Source organism: Deltaproteobacteria bacterium CG11_big_fil_rev_8_21_14_0_20_42_23, from assembly GCA_002796345.1.
GTDB lineage: Bacteria > UBA10199 > UBA10199 > 2-02-FULL-44-16 > 2-02-FULL-44-16 > 1-14-0-20-42-23.
The window spans coordinates 1-15109 of record PCXC01000081.1 but is presented as its reverse complement, the minus strand read 5'-3'; the positions used below and the strand labels follow the sequence as shown (position 1 = coordinate 15109).

At 42.4% G+C, this 15109-nt stretch carries 16 protein-coding genes; 2 read left to right on the top strand and 14 right to left on the bottom strand.

Annotated features, from left to right (window positions below; genetic code table 11):
- The first annotated feature begins 37 nt into the window (after positions 1–37).
- Complete coding sequence (locus COV43_09265) at positions 38–2071, top strand: hypothetical protein (protein ID PIR24586.1); 2034 nt, start codon at positions 38–40, stop codon at positions 2069–2071.
- Here the strand turns inward: COV43_09265 and COV43_09260 are convergent, their stop codons facing one another.
- From COV43_09260 to rpsB, 14 genes are all read right to left on the bottom strand, one after another.
- A complete protein-coding gene (locus tag COV43_09260) occupies positions 2072–2860 on the bottom strand; it encodes a tRNA pseudouridine(38-40) synthase TruA (GenBank protein PIR24585.1) in 789 nt (262 codons plus the stop codon). It abuts the gene before it with no gap.
- 13 nt (positions 2861–2873) lie between these two features.
- The gene (locus tag COV43_09255; GenBank protein PIR24584.1) at positions 2874–3902 is read right to left on the bottom strand and encodes an aspartate-semialdehyde dehydrogenase; all 1029 of its coding nucleotides are present in this window, start codon (positions 3900–3902) and stop codon (positions 2874–2876) included.
- A complete protein-coding gene (gene pssA, locus COV43_09250) occupies positions 3899–4759 on the bottom strand; it encodes a CDP-diacylglycerol--serine O-phosphatidyltransferase (GenBank protein PIR24583.1) in 861 nt (286 codons plus the stop codon). Before pssA ends, COV43_09255 begins: the two co-directional genes overlap by 4 nt.
- The gene (locus COV43_09245) at positions 4756–5427 is read right to left on the bottom strand and encodes a phosphatidylserine decarboxylase family protein (GenBank protein PIR24582.1); all 672 of its coding nucleotides are present in this window, start codon (positions 5425–5427) and stop codon (positions 4756–4758) included. Before COV43_09245 ends, pssA begins: the two co-directional genes overlap by 4 nt.
- Entirely contained in the window at positions 5414–5659 is a 246-nt protein-coding gene (locus tag COV43_09240; protein PIR24581.1) for a DUF465 domain-containing protein, read from the bottom strand. Before COV43_09240 ends, COV43_09245 begins: the two co-directional genes overlap by 14 nt.
- Positions 5660–5758: 99 nt before the next feature.
- Positions 5759–6454: a tRNA (adenosine(37)-N6)-threonylcarbamoyltransferase complex dimerization subunit type 1 TsaB gene (tsaB, locus tag COV43_09235; protein PIR24580.1), complete on the bottom strand. Its 696-nt coding sequence runs from the start codon at positions 6452–6454 to the stop codon at positions 5759–5761.
- 1 nt (position 6455) lies between these two features.
- On the bottom strand, positions 6456–7799 hold the full coding sequence (rseP, locus tag COV43_09230) for an RIP metalloprotease RseP (GenBank protein PIR24579.1): 1344 nt from the start codon (positions 7797–7799) through the stop codon (positions 6456–6458).
- The gene (locus COV43_09225) at positions 7796–8962 is read right to left on the bottom strand and encodes a 1-deoxy-D-xylulose-5-phosphate reductoisomerase (GenBank protein ID PIR24578.1); all 1167 of its coding nucleotides are present in this window, start codon (positions 8960–8962) and stop codon (positions 7796–7798) included. The genes rseP and COV43_09225 overlap by 4 nt, the downstream gene beginning before the upstream one ends.
- Positions 8959–9747 carry a hypothetical protein gene (locus COV43_09220; protein PIR24577.1) on the bottom strand — a complete coding sequence of 263 codons (789 nt, stop codon included), beginning with the start codon at positions 9745–9747 and terminating at the stop codon, positions 8959–8961. The genes COV43_09225 and COV43_09220 overlap by 4 nt, the downstream gene beginning before the upstream one ends.
- Entirely contained in the window at positions 9744–10457 is a 714-nt protein-coding gene (gene uppS, locus COV43_09215; GenBank protein ID PIR24576.1) for a di-trans,poly-cis-decaprenylcistransferase, read from the bottom strand. Before uppS ends, COV43_09220 begins: the two co-directional genes overlap by 4 nt.
- On the bottom strand, positions 10457–11014 hold the full coding sequence (locus COV43_09210) for a ribosome recycling factor (GenBank protein PIR24575.1): 558 nt from the start codon (positions 11012–11014) through the stop codon (positions 10457–10459). Before COV43_09210 ends, uppS begins: the two co-directional genes overlap by 1 nt.
- The gene (locus COV43_09205) at positions 11007–11726 is read right to left on the bottom strand and encodes a UMP kinase (protein ID PIR24574.1); all 720 of its coding nucleotides are present in this window, start codon (positions 11724–11726) and stop codon (positions 11007–11009) included. The genes COV43_09210 and COV43_09205 overlap by 8 nt, the downstream gene beginning before the upstream one ends.
- Before the next feature lie 21 nt (positions 11727–11747).
- On the bottom strand, positions 11748–12605 hold the full coding sequence (locus tag COV43_09200; GenBank protein PIR24573.1) for an elongation factor Ts: 858 nt from the start codon (positions 12603–12605) through the stop codon (positions 11748–11750).
- A gap of 140 nt (positions 12606–12745) precedes the next feature.
- A complete protein-coding gene (rpsB, locus tag COV43_09195; GenBank protein PIR24572.1) occupies positions 12746–13636 on the bottom strand; it encodes a 30S ribosomal protein S2 in 891 nt (296 codons plus the stop codon).
- 251 nt (positions 13637–13887) lie between these two features.
- Between rpsB and COV43_09190 the strand changes: the two genes are divergently transcribed.
- Complete coding sequence (locus tag COV43_09190) at positions 13888–14775, top strand: hypothetical protein (GenBank protein PIR24571.1); 888 nt, start codon at positions 13888–13890, stop codon at positions 14773–14775.
- Positions 14776–15109: the final 334 nt, after the last annotated feature.

Here is a 15109-nt window from a genome sequence, read left to right as displayed (position 1 = left end):
GCACTCTTTAGTCCTGAAGCAATTCCAAGAGGAGAATATGAGCACTACGATTAACAAATACAACCCTTCTATAAGAGCGATTGAAACGCCTGAAGCAGAAGTGCCTGAGAAAGAGGCGTGGCAGAATGCTGCTCTTTCTGAGAATGATGCGTTAATGAAAGAAATTGAGCAGTTTCGCAAGGAAAACGCTGAATGGCTAGACGAGCAGTCCCAGCACGATTTGGATCGTCTTTCGGTTACCCTACGAGCCGAGAATGCAGCTATTTCTGGCTACGGCATCGAAGGTGGTGCTGGTGTAGCTGGAGTCAACCCTGCCGACTTCAACCCTTTTGATGCAAATCCGGAACTTGTTCCTGGTTGGAACGGGCACTTCTTCGACCGTGAAAATGGAGATAACCAGGCCTATATTGAATCAAACCCAGAATATGGCGAGTATGCGGGTACTGTTGCCATGGAAAATAAAGGAAGCGAAAGCGAATCGTTTCTTATTTTTTCCCTCAAGCCAACTGATAGAGAGCTTTATGTAGAAACAAAGGGAAATGATCTTATTTTTACGGTGGTGGGCAAAAATGGAAAGAAAAGATCTTACGTTTTGGAAGATGGAGTCACACATCAAGGTACGATTTCAATAGATGCAACTCAAGCAGGCGCGGGGGTTACCATTGATGCTTCACGAGCAATTCGTATTGGGCAGTCTGATGGGTTTGTGAGCTTCTATATTCATGGATCAGAGTATGATGATACTATTAAAGGCTCACAAGGAAATGATAAAATTGCAGGCTTTGCAGGCAACGACAAGATTGATGGCATGGGTGGTGACAACCTCATTTGGGGTGACGAATATTACAAAAATATTGGAGATTATAATTCTGCTTATGGTGGTTCCGATATCATCAGAGGCGGATCTGGAAACAACATTATTTATGGAGGTGGAGGAGATGATGTTGCCTACACTTCAGGTGGTACCGATAGTGTATCGGAAGTTGAAAGTAAATTATCTGATCAAGCAGGTGCTATTCCTTCTGGAAATGCTTGGGCGCGTACGTCTGATGAATGGTTACGTAAAGATGAAAATGGCAGAGTTGTTTTTTCAAACGCCTCTGGAAACGGCGGCGAAATTAACCTCAACATGCAACAGATGGATGGGTATAACATGGCGTCAGCTCAGATGGATGAACATGGTGATTTGATTATCACTTTTGTAGGCACAGACGAAACTGGAAACACAAAATCTTTTGAAGTGGTCATTACAGATTTTAACGGACCATGGGATACTCCGCTGGTCTTGAATATAAACGGTTCTGCGGCCGATGACATTATTGATTTTAGTAAACTGAAAGATCAATCAAGTCTCGATACTCAAATTATAAATATCAAAGGCGGAGCTGGAAATGATCTTCTTCTTGGAGCAGAAAGCCATCTTCTTCATTTAGGACTTGATCTAGAACGTATCACTACAAGCCAAGGTCAAACAAATCAAACTTTGCATGAAGTTGCTGCTGGAATTGTGGCTGATGGTGAAGGTAATGAAAAACATTTTAGAGTTGATGTAAGTGAAGTAAAAAAAATCATAAGTGTAAGGAGAACGAGTGGTAATAAAGAAGATGGCATAAACCTTGTTGCTCCACGTGGATATAATCAAGCTTATATACTCGAGTCAGGAAATGGCGATCATTATGTTGTTTTTGTGAAGCCTGGAGTAAATGGTGAAAAAGCGCAAACAATTGTCATTCGTGTTGATGAAGATGCAGGCGATATTCATATCACTGGAAAAGATGGCTTTGTTCCTACGGTTCAAAACTTAAGCTTTGCGGTGAAAGATGGCTTTGTACTTGATGGTGGAGTCGGAAATGATGTGCTTGCAGGCCAAAGTGGTTCACGCTTTTCCGATGACGCGCGAGATACCGTTTTGAAAGACCTTGGTTTGAGTGATCTTCCGGCCTATACACCACCACCAGCCTCTCCCGAAGCGCCAGCTAGCGCTTCAACCCCACCAGCTGAAAGTGCTGATGCTCCAGAGAATGAAGAAGATGATCCTATAGCTGCTCCGACAGGGGAAACTGGAAATTAATTAGGCATACAAGGTTTTAATAAGATAAAGCGCGTGCCCAGGTAGACATTTCCCGGCAGCGCTTCTTTTTTTGGCAGAAATAATTTTTTTGATGTCTTCTGGTTTTATTTTTTCTCTTCCCACATCCAATAACGTTCCTACCATTGTTCGTACTTGATTGTGCAAGAAACCATTCGCTTTTACGGTGAAACAGTAAAGTGTTCCTTCAGTGTTTTCTTTGGGCATAAAGAGTGAGTCTTTCACCACTTTAACCTGAAAAGAATGAATGGTTCGTACGCTTGTTTTTGCAGTTGAACGTGAACTTCTAAAGCTTGAAAAATCGTGCTTTCCCACCAGTTGCTTTGCAGCTTTTTTCATGGCTGAAAAATTTAAAGTGTAGGGAAAAAAATAAACGTGATTTTTTGCAATGGGTGAAGAAGTTTTTCCACTTAAAACATAGTATGAATATATTTTTCCTTTTGCATTTCGAAGAGCATGAAAACTTGCATCCATTTCTTCAGCTTTTCTCACTCTTACTTCTGGTACAAGAAAAGTATTGAGTCCTTTTTGAAAAGCTTGAAGTGGCAGTGTGCTTTTTGTTTTAAATGTTGCCACTTGATCAAAAGCGTGAACTCCAGCATCAGTTCTGCTGGAGCCGGCTACTTTTATTTTTTCTTTGCACAGTTGAGACAATGCTTTTTCCACCGCGCCTTGAACAGTAACTCCCCTGCCCTTTGCTTGGTTTTGCCAACCGTTGAAAGAAGTGCCATCATATTCTATGTGCAGTTTAATCGTGCGAGAAAAAGTCATGATGAATTATCGTTCAAGAAAAATATTTGTGGTGTAATAAAAGTTCTGCAATTTGAACGGCGTTTAATGCAGCACCTTTTCTAAGGTTGTCAGCAACAACCCAAAGTGAAAGACCATGAGGAACGGTAGCATCTCTTCGAATGCGACCAACAAAAACGTTATCTTTCTTATCAGCTTCTAATGCAAGCGGGTATTGTCTTTGCGAGGTATCGTCAATTACGGTAAGGCCTTCAGATTGTGAAAGAATTTCTTTTGCTTCTGCAACGGAAATTTCAGTATGAAATTCAACCGTGATAGATTCTGAATGTGCATTGAGTACTGGAACACGAACTGCGGTTGCAACAACTTGAATGTTGTTGTCGTCAAAAATTTTCTTGGTTTCCATCACCATCTTCCACTCTTCTTTTGTAGAACCATCCTCAAGAAAAATATCAATCTGTGGAATGCAGTTAAACGCGAGTTGATGTGGGAAGACATCAACTTTTACGGGTTCATGTTGTAAATGGGCTTGTGTTTGTGCCAGCAATTCATCAACTGCTTTTTTTCCAGCGCCAGAACTTGCTTGATACGTGGAAACAATAATTCTTTTTATCTTTGCTTTGCGATGAAGTGGAGAAAGAGCAACCAACATTTGTATGGTAGAACAATTTGGATTTGCAATAATGTGTGGAGCATTGAGTTGACTTACAAGTTGACCATTTACTTCTGGGACGATGAGGCTCACATTTTTGTCCATTCGGAAGTGGCTGGAATTATCAATGACAAAACAGCCCGCTTTTACCGCCGATGGTGCAAACTCTTCACTCACCTTTCCGCCAGCTGAAAAAAGAGCAATGTCACAGCTTGCAAAAGAGTCATGAGTGAGTTCCTGAACCTTTACTTTTTTTCCGTGAAAAGAAATTTCTTTTCCTGCCGATTTTGCAGAGGCGAGAGGCACAAGTTTTTCTATGGGAAATAATCTTTGCTCAAGCGTTGTAATCATCTCCTGGCCTACAAGGCCCGTGGCTCCTACTACAGCAACGGTATAGCTTTGTTTTTTCATGATTGTTTTGGACTTTTCTCAGGTTTTTCTTCTGCTTGAAAAGGAAGGACGTCTCCGCCAGAAACCAACTTCATTTTGAGTTGAGCGCGTTTATCTTCACGGTGTTTTTTTACTTTTGCCACAAGTTTTCGACTCTCTTTTTGGGTGAAGATTTCCTCTAACAACCCTGAAGAAACATAGGCCAAAACAAGAACAAAAATGGTGATTTCGGGTTCAGTGGCAATAACAAAAATAGAAAGCACCACAAGCACGAGGGCAAAAAAGGAATGTTTCCCTTTAATCTCAAGAGATTTCATGCTGCGATAATTAATGGTGGAGACCATGAGACACGAAAGGAGAATGGTAACCAAAGACAGAAAAAGTGGAGCTGGCGTAGTTATGGAAAAAAAATGATGATGAAAAAGAGTAAAACTTGCCAAAACATAAGCAGCAGTTGGAATGGGCAGGCCTTGAAAAAATGAATTTTCAACGTTGTCATGCTGCACGTTAAATCGTGCAAGACGAAGTGCGCCACAAGCCAGGAAAAGAAATGGCGCAAGCCAGCCGATATGACCAACACCCTGCAGCCCCCAGGTATAAACGAGAATGCCAGGTGCAAGTCCAAAGCTTGCTAAATCAACAAGTGAATCGTACTCAATTCCAAACTCACTTTCAGCTTTAGTGAGCCTGGCAACTCGACCATCTAAAGTATCAAAAATACCGGCAAGCAGAATAGCCCAACTTGCGGCAATGAAATCACCATTCAGAGATTTGATGACTGAGAAAAATCCGCAAAAAAGATTTGCAGTCGTAAAAAGGTTTGGAAGCAAATAAATACCTTTTCTCAACCCCTCCCGTTGGTGGGCATGTTTTTTCATAGTCTTTCACCTATTATGCTGAGACCAGCTTTAAGTTTGTCGCCCGCTTTCGTTGACACCGTATAATTTTGCGGAAGATATAAATCTACGCGAGAACCAAAACGGATGAGGCCTAAGTGCTCTCCGCGTTTTGCCGATGCGCCTGCTTTGAAATAACAAATAATTCTTCTGGCAACGAGACCTGCAATTTGGACAAGTACTATTTCTTGGCCTTGTTCATCTTCCACAAGCATTTGGTTGCTTTCATTTTCCGTTGCTGCTCGTTGATCACTTGCTACTAAAAATTTTCCAGTGTGGTAAACGATCTTTTTTATTTTTACATCTGTTGGGAAGCGATTCACATGTGCATTAAAAACAGACATAAAAATACTGATGCGAGTAAATGTTTCGGTGCTCAATGGATGTTTTTCACCGGGGAAAATTCCAATGACTTTTCCGTCGGCTGGAGAGATGAGATGATTACTGTTTCCTGGAAGGTGACGAGTTGGATTTCTAAAAAAGGAGACAATAAAAATACCGATGCCAAACAGAAAAAAACTCAACAGTGGAACGTGAAAGAAAAGTGAAAAAAAAGCCATTGCAAACGCAATAGAAATGAAGGGAAACCCTTCTTTTGCAACGATGTACTGATGAGGATTTGGCGAGTAAGCGTCTTTAGTTTGTGTCATGAGTTTCCTGTTTTTTACGGTATGAATTCAAAAGTTGTTCGAGCTCATCTCTACCTTTTAGTTTCTTTTTTTGCAGCTCTTTTTTTCTCAAATCTTCATGCGGACTTAAAACATGTTTCCTGTTTATTTTTTTTAATTCATTCTCCAAACTGAGGTGTTCTTCATACAACGAATTGAGGGCTAAATCTGTTTCTCGGTATTCTTGAATAAGCTTTAGGTCTTCTTTCTCCATGACTTCCTCCTTTTTTGGACGATTAAGTGTACGTAATCTTTGTGAGTTCTGTCAAGTAGACAAAATGGAGAAAAAGGGAACACGAGAGATATCAGAAGCTTATAGGGACAGAGTTTTTTCCGCATCAGATGGTCTGATATACAAAGGCAAAATCTTGTTCTGATCCTCTCCGCCGTTTGAAAGTTTTTTCTGAGCAAGTGCAAAAAAGGAATTTACACTTGCTTCCGGTGGAAGGCTTGAAACATCAGTTTCCTCAAGCGAAAGCTGGGAAAGAAATTGTTCTTTGAAAGCATAAAAACCATTTCCACAGAGGAAGAGATTTTCTTTTTGAGCACTTAGTTTTTCAATCCATTTTTCTGGAGTGAGAACCGAGGCTTCTTCTTTTACTTCCCTTTTTTGATGAGGATGAAAGGAGAAAATTTTTCCGTAAAGCTCTCCCCTTCTGGCGTCGATGAGGGGAACTATAAGGGCTTCCTGTGGTAAAGTTATTTGCGCTGCCAGTGCATCGAGGGATGATACTCCGCAAATGGGGATGTTTAAAGTAAATGCCAGCGTTTTTGCAAAGCTGATTCCAATGCGTAACCCCGTGAACGAGCCTGGTCCAATACACACAACAACGCCTTGGAGCTCTTCAATCTTCCACTTCGATTGTTCAAGTAGTTCATGGCAAAACTGAAACACATGCGAGGTTTGTCCATTGTGCGTGGTGCGTTCTTTTTCACAAATGACTTGCGCGTTATCCAAGAGAGCAAGTCGTATGTGAGGCGTACTGGTATCGACGAAGATTACTTTCATGTTAGAAAAATCTTCCCAGCAAACTTCCTACATTTCCCCAAACGCGTTGAACATCGTTGAAGGTAACGGCGAGCATAAGCGCAATGAGCATGGCAAAACCAAGTTGGCTCATGACCATTCTTATTTTGCGGCTGACAGGTCTTCTGATGACAGCTTCAATTCCGTAGAAAAAGAGGTGCCCACCATCTAGCACGGGAATAGGAAAGAGATTGATAATGCCAAGCTGTAGACTCATAAAAGCAAGAAAATAAAGAAAGTGGCCAAGCCCAAGTTTTGCAGCAGCAGCTGTGGTTTGCGCAATCATGATGGGACCGCCTAAAACTTTAAGTGAAAGCTGCATGCTGATCAGTCTCCAAAATACATTGAAGGTTGTGCTTGTAAGTTGAACAACTTCTTCTCCTCCTTTTTGAAGCGAAGCAAGAAAGCCATATTTACGCACAGTGCTTGGAATATCTTGAACTTGTTTTTCGATGCCAACCAAATAACGTTTGAGGTCTTCGTTGTAGTCGGCTTGAATTTCGGTGTTCACGATTGAGTTATTGCGCTGTAGTTTGAGGCTAACTTTTTCACCTTTCGATTTTGCAATGGCTTCGGTGAGATCAATCCAGTCGTCAATATTTTCTCCGTTGAGTGAAAGAATCTGGTCACCAACTTCAATGCCAGCTTTTGCCGCCGGACCGTTTGCGTTTACCTTGCCTATAATGGCTGCCATTCCCAAAAACAGGTTTGGCTCAAATCCGGCGTATCCGCCTTCGGGACTATTGGTAATGGGAACTGTGAATTCTTTTGTTTCACCTTTGTGATCTACCGTGAGATTTACTTTTTGGCCTGTTGCTACAATAATTTGGTTAATGGCTTCTTCCCAGTTGCTAACTTTACTGCCATCGATTTGCGTGATGAGATCTCCCTTTGTAAGTCCAACGCTTGCGGCAGGAGAATCAGCTCTGATCTGTTCAACCACGGGTGCTGCATCAAAAAAAGCTGGAACAGTTCTTCCCAACATAAACACGATGGGCATCAAAAAAAGACATAAGAGAAAGTTCATAACTGGTCCTGCAATAACAACAGCTGCTTTAGTGCTGAGTTTTTTTTCAGAAAAGGCTCTCGCTTTATCAACCGACTCTTCATCTTCAGGATTTTCGCCGTGAAGTTTTACGTAGCCACCCAAGGGAAGAAGGCAGAGTTTATATTCTGTTTCTCCCCATTTTTTTGCAAAAAGTTTTGGACCGAATCCAATAGAAAACTCTTCTACAAACACGCCGGATTTTTTTGCCACAATGAAGTGACCAAATTCGTGAATGAAAACTAAAATGCCAAGCGCGATAATAAAATAAAAAATGGTCATGACTGTTTCCTTTGAATGTATTCTGAACCGCACGTTCTGGCCCAAGCATCGATGGATAAAATTTCATCTAAACTTGAGGCTTCACAGTTGTTATGAGCGTTCATGGTTTCGTGGATCGTAGTGGCAATTTCTAAAAATGCAATTTTTCCCTTTAAAAATGCATCCACCGCAATTTCGTTGGCAGCATTAAGGACAGCTGACATTGTTCCTCCCTCATTTAGCGCATCGTATGCAAGTTGCAAGCAGGGAAAGCGTTTTGTGTCGGGAGCTTCAAACGTAAGCGTAGCAATGGAAGCAAGGTCTAAAGTTTTTACTCCGGATGGAATGCGATGCGGGTAGGCAAGCGCATAAGCAATGGGGGAGCGCATGTCTGGCAAACCTAGTTCTGCGATAACGCAGCCGTCGATATATTCGATAAAGGAATGAACAATACTTTGAGGATGAACTACAACTTTAATTTTTTCAGGTGGAAGCTTAAACAACCACGCAGCCTCAATGACCTCTAATCCTTTGTTCATCATGCTTGCAGAGTCAATGGTGATTTTTGCGCCCATGTTCCAATTGGGATGTTTTAGGGCTTCAGCTGCGCTTACATTGTTAAGCTCAGTTAAAGTTTTTGTGCGAAAAGGACCACCTGAAGCTGTAAGCGTAATATGTGAAATGTCTTCTGCGTTGTGACCGACAAGTGATTGAAAAAGTGCGGAATGTTCAGAGTCGATGGGAAGAAGTTTGAGTTTCTTTTTTTCAGCTGTGGCCGTCACTAAATTTCCCGCTACCACCAGCGCTTCTTTGTTTGCGAGGCCAACATTAATGCCGGCTTCAAGTGCTGCTAAAGTTGGCCGCAAACCGGCCGCGCCCACAATGGCGGATACCACAAGATCAGGACTTCCAGAACTTGCAACGGTACATACCCCTTCTATTCCATAAAGTATTTCCGGGAGATGAGATGTGATTTTTTGTTTTAAGCTTTTTGCAGCTTCTTCAGATGAAACAGAAACGCATTGAGGCTTGAAGGTTTCAATTTGCTTCAACAGCAGTTCAATGTTGTTGCCGCACGCAAGCCCCACCACTTCGAAGGCATCTTGATTTGTTTGAATCACATCAAGCGTGCTTGTACCAATTGAGCCGGTGCAGCCAAGGATAGAAATCTTCTTTTTTGTCATGAGAGAAAAAGGTGATGATAGAGATAAGTGGCTGGGCCAGTAAAAATAAGGGCATCGAGACGATCTAAGAGGCCACCATGACCTGGAATAAGTTTTCCCGAATCTTTCACCCCAGCTTCGCGTTTTAGCATTGATTCAACCAAGTCTCCAAACGGAGACGTAATCCAAATAATGAAGACAAGTGGGAGCATTATTTGCCATGAATACATATCTCGAAAGGCTAAAAACCAGACCAGATATACACCAGCGGCCGAACCTATTAAGGCACCCCAATAGCCCTCCCAAGTTTTATTTGGGCTTACTAAGGGTGTAAATTTTTTCTTTCCACATAATTTTCCCGCTATGAGGGCAAAGGTATCGGTAAGGCAAGCAGGAAGAAGAGCAAGAAATACGAGCGAAGATCCCGAAGGCAAACGGTGTAGCCAATCCCAAAATGGAAGCGAGAGCGAAAGATAAACAAGGCACAAAACGCCCAATCCAAGTTTAGTGGCAGATCGCTCTAATGTTTTGCTGCGATTCATGACTACGAGTGAAAAGAGAAATGTAGAAAAAATAATGGCGGACAAAATATATTCCACACGCCAGAGCATCATACTGGAAAGAAGAGTTGCAACAAGGAGCAACGCCATTTTTTCAATGACGTCATCATAAAACATGTTGGTGAATTCGATAATGCTGAGGACAGTCACAAAAAAAATGAGACACTGGAAAGCTAAATCTGAAAGACGAGCGATAGCAAGCCAAGCAAGCCCTGCTAAAATGATGGCCGAGAAAATTCGCTTCAAGCTTCCCCCTTTGTGAGTTGTTCTCCTGTTAGACCAAAGCGTCTTTCACGGCAAGAAAAAGCTTTTATGGCGTCATCCAAATCTGCGGAACTAAAGTCTGGCCAATACTTCTTCGTGAAATAAAATTCTGTGTACGCAAGTTGCCAGAGCATAAAATTGCTTATGCGATATTCGCCACTAGTGCGAATGAGTAAATCTGGATCTGGAAAATTCGCTGTATCAAGTGATGCAGAAATTTTTTCAGTGGTAATTTTTTTCTCTCCCGCATCTACTAACTTTTGTAGAGCACGTGAAATTTCTTGGCGAGCACCATACGAAAGTGCCATGATGAGGGTCATGCTTTTTCCAGCTTTGGTGCTGTGCTTAATATCGGAAATAACATCTTGAACAGTTTGAGGAAGTTTTGAGATGTCACCGATGGTTTGAAAACGAATGCCATTGGCCATCATTTTTTCTTTTTTTGAGAGCAGGTAAATTTTCAGCAATTCCATGAGACCAGCAACTTCATCGGCGGGACGATTCCAGTTTTCTTCAGAAAAGGCGTAAAGGGTTAAGTATTTTATGCCTCTTTCTTGACAAGCATCGATGATGAGTTCGGAAACTTCTGCGCCTCTGCGATGCCCTTCTAGCCTTGTTTTGCGGTGTTCATGTGCCCAACGGCCACTTCCATCCATGATGATAGCAATGTGCTGGGGAATTTTTTGTGTCATTACACTTCCATGATGTCTTTTTCTTTGTGCACAACGGTTTCATCAACAAGCTTACTGAAGTCGTCGGTGAATTTTTGCATGATATCGAGAGCTTTTTTCTCTTCATCTTCTGTAAGCTCGCCTTGCTTTTGTGCTTTTTTGAGTTGATCGTTTATGTCACGTCGAATATTTCTAATACTTACTTTACACTCTTCGCCGTGTTTTTTTGCTACTTTAACCAAATCTTTTCGACGTTCTTCGTTAAGTGCTGGAAGAGAGACTCGAATAAGTTTTCCATCGTTCATAGGATTTAGGCCCAAGTCAGATTGCATGATAGATTTTTCGATGAGGGCAATAACAGAACCATCCCACGGTTGAATCACAATTGTTCTTGAGTCGCTTACAGAAAGTGTCGCTAGCTGATTCAGCGGAGTGAGAGCTCCGTAGTAATCAACGCGCACAGCATCTAGTAATGCGGTGTTTGCTCTTCCGGTGCGAAGCTTTGCAAGGTCATTTCGCAGGGCTTCAAGTGAGCGTTTCATTTTTTCTTTGGCATCTTTTTGATAAGAATCAAGCATGGACAAGTGTTCCTATTTTTTCTCCAGATACCGCCTTCAGGAAATTTCCTTTTGAGAACATGTCGAAGACTGTAATGGGAATGTTAGCGTTCATACACATAGAAATAGCCGTGAGATCCATTACCGAAAGCTTTTGATTAAGGACATCGAGGTAGCTCAAGTTTTGAAACTTTTTAGCATTTTTGTGTTTCACGGGATCTTTGTCGTAAATGCCATCCACTTTTGTTCCTTTGAAAATAATTTCAGCATGAACTTCAAGTGCACGAAGCGAAGCCGCTGTATCGGTGCTGAAGAAAGGGTTTCCTGTTCCTCCACCAAAAATAACAACGTCTCCTCTGCCTAAATAGCGAAGGGCATCGCGTTGTGAAAAAGGTGTGCCCACTTGATGCATGGGAAATGAAGTGAGAACCCTGGATGGAACGTTGGCTCGGAAAAGCCCGTCCTGCAAAGCTAAGCTGTTGATGACGGTTGCAAGCATGCCCATGTTATCGGCGATAACGCGGTCCATACCTTCGTCTGCTGCTGCCTCACCGCGGAAAATATTTCCGGCGCCAATAACAACTCCAAGCTGAACGCCCAGTTTCACTACTTGCTTTATCTCGGCGGCAATTTTGTCGGCAACAGAAGTTGAAATGCCGTACTTTGAATCGGGCGGCAAAAGAGCTTCGCCTGAAAGTTTTAGCAGAATGCGTTTGTATTTTACTTTGGCCACTGTCCCCCCGCTCTTTGGCTTTTATTCGATGCCCTCACCTACTTGGTAACGAACAAATTCTTTAATTTCGATGCCAGCATCTACACCTTTAAGGTATTTGCTTACGGCTTGTTTTCCTTCGGGATCTTTTACAAAAATTTGTTCTTGAAGACAAACTTCGCTAAAGTATTTTCCAATTTTACCTTCAACAATTTTGTTCAAGATTTCTTCAGGTTTATTTTGACCAGCCATTTGAGCTTTTTGAATTTCTTTTTCTTTCAGCAAAACATTTTCGGGAACGCTGTTACGATCTAAGTATTGAGGATTCATTGCTGCAACGTGCATAGCAACATCGCGGCCCAAATCTGCTGAAAGCTTGTTGCTTGGATCAACAAAACGAACAAGCACTCCAATTTTATTTCCGGGATGAATGTACTGCGCCAACTTTTCACCAGCGTTTGCTTGATAGAGAGCAAAGCGGCGAATACCAAGGTTTTCCCCGATTTTTGCAATCATGTTGGTGAGTGTGCTTGCAACGGTTTCACTTCCAAGTGAAAGTTCCATAAGGGCATCAACACTTGCAGGTTTATTTTTGCTGATAACCTCAACAAGCTTTGCCACGAAGTTTTGAAAATCGTCGTTTTTTGCAACGAAGTCTGTTTCGCAGTTTACTTCAAGCAAGGTTCCGAAGCTGGCATCGTTGCTTAAGTATTCGCCAATGGTTCCTTCGGATGCTTTTCGGGAAGCTTTTTTTGCAGCCAGTGACAATCCGCGTTTGCGAAGAATCTCAATTGCTTTTTCAAAATCACCAGAAGCTTCTGTAAGCGCTTTTTTGCATTCCATCATGCCGGCGCCAGTTTTTTCACGTAGTTCTTTTACTGCTGATGCTGAAATACTCATTACGAACTCCTTTTTAAAATTATTCAGAATATCTCCCCTCTTAAATTAAGAGGGGCTGGGGGAGTTATTGATTTTTGAGAGTGAAAACAATAACCCCACCTAACCTCCCCTTAATCTAAGGGGAGGGATCATCCATAAAATTAGTTTTCTTTTTTCTCAGCACTTGCTTTTGCGAATGTTTCTACTTCTTCAGCGCTTGCGCCTTCTTCGTGTTCAGCTTTTTTCGCGGTGTAGGCTCTGGTTTTGTTTCCAGCCATTTTCTTTTCGCGAACGCGTGGCATAGATTTTTTCTCTTCTTCTTTTCGTTGTGCTGATTTTTCTTGATCGGCGCGGATGCGGACGTCACGTAGTTTTCCGCCTTCGATGCAAGCTTCAGTGAACAAATCCATGAAGTACTGAATAGAACGAATTGCATCATCGTTGCATGCAATTGGATAATCGATGTTATCTGGATCGCAGTTGGTATCAAGCAAGGCAACAACTGGAATGTTGAGACGCATAGCTTCTTTTTTTGCGATGTGTTCGTGGCTTGGATCTACAAGAATAACAGCGCCTGGCGCTTTTTTCATTTCGCGAATACCACCCAAGTTTTCTTCAAGTTTTTCAATGGAGCGCGCCATTTTAAGGCCTTCTTTTTTGATGAGCTTTTCAAATTCGCCATTGTCGCGCATTTCCATCAACTTCACCATGCGGTCGATGGAAGCCTTAATGGTTTTGAAGTTGGTGAGCGTTCCACCCATCCAGCGGTTGATGACGTAAAACTGATCAGCTTTTTTTGCTGCTTCTGCAATAGTTTCACGAGCTTGTTTTTTGGTACCTACAAAGAGAACTCTTTTTCCTGAAGCAACCGTTTCAAGAATAAAGTTTGCAGCTTTTTTGGCTTGCGCAGCGGTTTGATCGAGGTCGATGATGTGGATGCCGTTACGTTGGGTGAAGATGTATGGCCTCATTTTTGGGTTCCAGCGTTTTGTCTGGTGGCCGAAATGCGCGCCTGCTTCTAACATCTCTTTGATGCTTACGGTAATACTCATATTGTGCTCCTTGGTTTGTGGCCTCGAAAAAGATTGGAAAATCTTGTAGCAGGCCCCTCCGCCCTCTTTGACTTCCACATGGAAGCACCAAAGTAGATAAGGGCGTGTGTCGTTAAGTGCGGGCTTGCTATCATAGCTTTATGGGGGCTACAAGAAAAAAATGCTGATATTTAGAGGGATTATGCTAAATGACCAGAAAGTGCCAGACACTTTCTGGTGAGCTGCTCAATTTTTAGGCAAGGGGAAGAGATATGTTTCTATTGTGGCGTCAGTGGCTTGGAATGATTAGTTTTTTTTTGATTGCTTCGCTTTTGCTTGCTAGGCCTAGCTTTGCGGAAGAGGCACCTCTTCCCTTTATGGGGGCTGTAAATGAGCCCCATTCGTCCCCCGGTTCACATGAGACGATACAGCCAGGTTTAAAGCCGACAGCAGAGAAGCAAGCTCACGTGATGATGCATGATGTCCACTACTACCAAAAGTATGGAAAGCATTCCGAAGCTTGGGATGTCTATGCTGTTGGAGGGCTTAATGCCTTCGAGCTTGGAAATAATGCTACTGGCCTTGTATTGCTAAGGACTGCCTATGAAAAAGGCTGCCGCGACCCTTTGGTTTTGCTGCGTTTGGCGCTTTATTTTGAGTTGAAGGATGACTTTAAAAATGCCGAGAAACTCATTGATATTGCAAGAAAAGATTTTGCTTCTGTCTACAGTCTCCATCCCGAAAAAAATGAAGTGATGGTTCACGCTGCGAGAATTTTGTACGAGCAGGAAAAATACACTGAAGCGCTTCCTCTCTTTGAAATTGCCCTCAAGCAGAATCCTCATAATGTGGATGCTATGCTGATGAGTGGCCAAATTTTACGTGAGCAAAAACAGTATGCCCAAGCCAAGTTGCGTTTTGAACGCGCCCTTGGCCAAACGCCAAATACTGCGGACAACACCGACTTGCGCTATGCCCTTTTGCGCGAGCTGCTGGTGACAAGCTACAGCCTTCAAGATTATCCTTCCACCCTCAATGCCGCGAAACAGATTTTGGACATCAACCCCAACGATGAGCTGGCAAAACAATACCAAAGTAAAATCGAGCGTGATGAAAAAAGTAAAAGAGACAACGATGTATTGTATGATTTGGTGAAGTGATGGGTGGTGCAATTTGGCGATAGTTCAATTGTTCAATAGGGCAATGGGACAATGGTTCGATAGTTCGATAGTACTTAGTACTTGGTTGAATGCTTGTCATCCTCTGGCTTGACCAGGGGATCCACAATTCTCACTATTTGCTATCATTGCGATCCGCCTAAGGTGGAGTGGCAATCTCCTCTGGCAATTTGAAGTATTGAGATCACCACGTCACTACGTTCCTCGTGATGACAGGAAAATTGTGAGAATTGTGGATTGTATCTTGAAGTGAAGTTGAATTTGGAAGAGAAAGAAAAGAGAGGAAGTGATGGCGTAAAGTGGATAGGTCATAAAA

Excerpts from the sequence above, each read along its gene's own strand:
- COV43_09265 (PIR24586.1), top strand. The coding sequence starts at position 38 with ATGAGCACTACGATTAACAAATACAACCCTTCTATAAGAGCGATTGAA.
- COV43_09260 (PIR24585.1), bottom strand. The coding sequence starts at position 2,860 with ATGACTTTTTCTCGCACGATTAAACTGCACATAGAATATGATGGCACT.
- COV43_09255 (PIR24584.1), bottom strand. The coding sequence starts at position 3,902 with ATGAAAAAACAAAGCTATACCGTTGCTGTAGTAGGAGCCACGGGCCTT.
- pssA (PIR24583.1), bottom strand. The coding sequence starts at position 4,759 with ATGAAAAAACATGCCCACCAACGGGAGGGGTTGAGAAAAGGTATTTAT.
- COV43_09245 (PIR24582.1), bottom strand. The coding sequence starts at position 5,427 with ATGACACAAACTAAAGACGCTTACTCGCCAAATCCTCATCAGTACATC.
- COV43_09240 (PIR24581.1), bottom strand. The coding sequence starts at position 5,659 with ATGGAGAAAGAAGACCTAAAGCTTATTCAAGAATACCGAGAAACAGAT.
- tsaB (PIR24580.1), bottom strand. The coding sequence starts at position 6,454 with ATGAAAGTAATCTTCGTCGATACCAGTACGCCTCACATACGACTTGCT.
- rseP (PIR24579.1), bottom strand. The coding sequence starts at position 7,799 with ATGACCATTTTTTATTTTATTATCGCGCTTGGCATTTTAGTTTTCATT.
- COV43_09225 (PIR24578.1), bottom strand. The coding sequence starts at position 8,962 with ATGACAAAAAAGAAGATTTCTATCCTTGGCTGCACCGGCTCAATTGGT.
- uppS (PIR24576.1), bottom strand. The coding sequence starts at position 10,457 with ATGACACAAAAAATTCCCCAGCACATTGCTATCATCATGGATGGAAGT.
- COV43_09210 (PIR24575.1), bottom strand. The coding sequence starts at position 11,014 with ATGCTTGATTCTTATCAAAAAGATGCCAAAGAAAAAATGAAACGCTCA.
- COV43_09200 (PIR24573.1), bottom strand. The coding sequence starts at position 12,605 with ATGAGTATTTCAGCATCAGCAGTAAAAGAACTACGTGAAAAAACTGGC.
- rpsB (PIR24572.1), bottom strand. The coding sequence starts at position 13,636 with ATGAGTATTACCGTAAGCATCAAAGAGATGTTAGAAGCAGGCGCGCAT.
- COV43_09190 (PIR24571.1), top strand. The coding sequence starts at position 13,888 with ATGTTTCTATTGTGGCGTCAGTGGCTTGGAATGATTAGTTTTTTTTTG.